Annotated in this window: 4 protein-coding genes; all 4 read right to left on the bottom strand. The window is 34.6% G+C overall.

Features of this window, described 5'->3' with window-relative positions; genetic code table 11:
- On the bottom strand, positions 1-350 hold a 350-nt coding region (locus ADIARSV_RS03645), incomplete at its 3' end, for a response regulator (RefSeq protein ID WP_040298990.1).
- 116 nt (positions 351-466) lie between these two features.
- Positions 467-937, bottom strand: a complete 471-nt coding sequence (locus ADIARSV_RS03640) for a DUF4112 domain-containing protein (protein ID WP_052016939.1) — start codon at positions 935-937, stop codon at positions 467-469.
- Between the two features lie 12 nt (positions 938-949).
- Positions 950-1,774: an alpha/beta hydrolase gene (locus ADIARSV_RS03635; protein ID WP_016194021.1), complete on the bottom strand. Its 825-nt coding sequence runs from the start codon at positions 1,772-1,774 to the stop codon at positions 950-952.
- A gap of 477 nt (positions 1,775-2,251) precedes the next feature.
- The gene (locus ADIARSV_RS03630; RefSeq protein ID WP_016194020.1) at positions 2,252-2,521 is read right to left on the bottom strand and encodes a transposase; all 270 of its coding nucleotides are present in this window, start codon (positions 2,519-2,521) and stop codon (positions 2,252-2,254) included.
- Positions 2,522-3,506: the final 985 nt, after the last annotated feature.

Raw genomic sequence — 3,506 nt, 5'->3', positions numbered from 1 at the left:
GTATAGGACTCGAGCATATTCTCTAGATCGTTTAAGTCAAATGGTTTGGCCAGCCAACAGTCTGCACCTGCTTCCTTTGCAAGAGATTGTATATCATTATTAGCAGAGAAATAGATAACAGGGATATTTTTAAACTGATCGTGCTTTTTAAGTATCTGTGTCGCAATGATGCCTCCTGTATCAGGAATCCAATTGTCCATTAAGATAATATCAGGATTACACTCTGCAACTGTTTCCAAAAGATCATTACAAGTACCGCGCGTATAAACATCCCAATCCTTCTCATTTAGAAGATATTTTAGAATATCTAAAATATCCACATCGTCGTCAAATATTAAAATACGCCTCATTATTTATAATAACTATAACAATTAATTAACCCCTCAATTAATTGTTAATTAATTTATACTAAAATAAGAATTTAATTCCATTAACTAATAATCGTATTATTCTTAGAATTAGCTTATTAAAATAGATTTATAAACCATCCGGTAAATACTATGGTCAGGTAAATAAATAACGCTAGTATAAGAACTAGAAAGAACAAAATCACTATAATTACTCCTGTTCCACCTCCTTCATGTTTACCTTCCTGATAATGTTCTTTAAGCAGTTTTATATTACGCGTGTTTGCTTTGTAATAAAAGTCAAAAATATTACCAATGAAAGGTATTGCACCAATTACAGCATCGACCAAGATATTAAGGATCATTAAAATAACCACTTTCCTACTTACACCACTTTTCACCATGGTTAATACCAAAATAGAAGATAATAGGTATCCGGAGATATCACCTGCAAATGGAATAAGATTGATGATTGGATCTAATCCAAAACGAAATTGCGTCCCTGGGATCCTAAACTGGTCGTCTAATAACCTAGACACCCGTTCTACCCAAATTAGGCGATTGTTTTTTTTAAGCAGTGGTTGTTTCAAATGAGTTAATTATTACTGGGTCCTATGGAAAAATTTATTCATATACAACATCTGAAAGTCGATAGAGTTTCCCCAATAGGGCCAATTATGTGCTCCTGGGCGACTAATATAATCATGGGGAATACGAAGCTCCAGTAAATTATCATGTAACTCTTTATTCACCTGATAGAAAAAGTCTTCTGTACCACAATCGATTATAAGCGCTAAAGCCCCTGGATTTATCTGATGAAGCATATTTACGACTGTATTTTTCTCCCAGTTTTCAGGATAATCAGCATAGGCACCAAGTCGCCGTGCTATTTCCCAATTCTTAGGAAATGGCCTAAAATCGACACCTCCACTCAAACTTCCTGCAGCACCAAAAACATCCTGATGACGGATAGCCAGGTATAGAGCACCGTGTCCGCCCATACTATAACCAGCAATAGCCCTTCCTGCCGGTGATTTTATAGTATGGTAATTTCCATCAACCCAAAAAACAAGTTCTTTGGATACATAAGTTTCATATTTCCATTTTGAATCAAGAGGACTATCAAAGTACCAACTGCCAATGCCTCCATCAGCACATACAATAATCATTTGGTAGGTATCAGAAGCTTGTATAATTTGAGGAACACTATTTACCCAACTTGCATAATTACCACCATAACCATGCAGCAGGTAAAACACGGGATACACTTTGTTTTTAGCATATGAATCTGGTCTGATTACAACTGCTTTAATCGTTTTGTTCATGGCAGTGCTAAAGGTTTTAACAGTATCAACTTTAGCCGCGAATGCAGCATGAATGAATAATAATAAAGACAAGGATAGAAAGTACCTGCGAATAAGATTCATGGTTAAAATTTAATTGATGGGTATTGATTCGATAAAATTAGCTTTTTTAATAACAATACTTGTAATCTCTTACAGCTTTACATATAAAAACAGAATCATGTTAATAGCAGTTTGAACGGAAACTATTTATATGGGAGCACTAATTTCTTTTAAGGGAGGTCCTCCCTTAATTAAATTATATACTCTTTTTTTAATCGCACAACACGTTACACTACTTATTTTAGAACACATTCTGGTAAATAACCCATTTTAAGATTTGGCATAATTTCTCTTGATAAATAAGTGATCACAAAGTTGAGAAAACAAAGTTTCGATCCGCTTTCTTGTGTATCTGTATGGTGGATTTCAAAGGGATATTCGCTTCTTAATATTATTTCTTAATGGCGTAATAAGCTTAATTTTCTCCTTCTCGAATAATGATGTCTGGTAAGGAAGAGATAAATATTCTTTATCAGCAATTAACACACAATCAGAGGATTACAGCTTTTCCAGCTGAGATAAGTAATTCACATCATGCACATTTGTTGCTGTAATTTCCATGAAAACAGGTACTCCTGCTTTAGAAGTAATGAGTTCCATTTTAAACCCATAATAATGAAGCGTATGCGAAGCATGGTAGCCTCTGGATGGTTTTACCTGATCTTCTTTACAGATTTTAGTTCTTGAAATCCTTACATTCTGACACACCGGTATTGGAATGGAATCAATAATATACTGATGATCATCCGCACTGATTACTTCTGTCATAGGCTGAGCTACCAGGGCAATATAATCCTGTAGCCTTTTGCGTCTTCGATTATAGTTTGATCTGTCTATCAGATTGGAAAATCTTCCTGATATTCGGTTCTTGACTTAGAAAACAACAAGTTTTCTGAATCAATCCACAATGTCTTGGAGGTAATAGATAGTGCAACCATTTCAATATCAGATAGTTTAGATAAATGTCTATACTTGAAAAAGTTTCCATCTGATAATAACATATCAGCCATTGCGGATTTGCATATATCAAGAATCTTTACGAAATTAATTTTTAGGTTGTGCATGGAAGAAAGCTTGGATACTCTGTTAAGTTACTGTTTTTTAGCAATATGTATAACTTGTTTTTCTCTAATTCCTTCATGTTTTTATCCTATTTAAATCACACAACGGATGTTTTTATAAAATATTTTAAAGCTGGTATCTGGGCAGAATATAGGTATATTGAATAATTTGTTAAGCTAATTATACTTTATTCCTGTTGCATTAGCTGTTAAGATCGCCCCTTGATTCCTGATAATCTGTATGGATTGGGATTATTATCTGCTGAAATCGCAATTGCGATACATTAAATCAACAATTATTTCATTTTATTTTCACCTGTTAACAGGCTGTCGGATAAGCGTCCCTGTCTGTTCATTAAGATTAGGGCTTGTATTTCTGAGCAAATGACTGAGAAATAGTTGCAGTATTGCTACAGAATGTGCACTTTTGCAATCCCAAATCGAAGGGGAAAAAGCAAAGCGCGAGGCGGAGCGGAAGATGAAGAGAGAATAGAAAGAGGAGCAAAAAGAAAAGTAATTTTTTTCTTGCAAATACAAAAAAGCTTCTTACCTTTGCAATCCCAAATCGGGGATAACAAAACGCTGAAAGCGCAAGGCTTAAGGCAAACAGAATGAAGGGCTTGAAACTAAGGATAACACTTTAGGAGAAACCATACCAGATTGACATAATTCAAAAGGGTAACACCTTAACT

The organism is Arcticibacter svalbardensis MN12-7, assembly GCF_000403135.1.
In the GTDB taxonomy this organism is placed as follows: domain Bacteria; phylum Bacteroidota; class Bacteroidia; order Sphingobacteriales; family Sphingobacteriaceae; genus Arcticibacter; species Arcticibacter svalbardensis.
This window is presented reverse-complemented; position numbering and strand designations above follow the sequence as displayed.

What these genes read in the sequence shown, in the direction of transcription:
- ADIARSV_RS03635 (WP_016194021.1), bottom strand. Translation starts at nt 1,774, where the DNA reads ATGAATCTTATTCGCAGGTACTTTCTATCCTTGTCTTTATTATTATTC.
- ADIARSV_RS03630 (WP_016194020.1), bottom strand. Translation starts at nt 2,521, where the DNA reads ATGACAGAAGTAATCAGTGCGGATGATCATCAGTATATTATTGATTCC.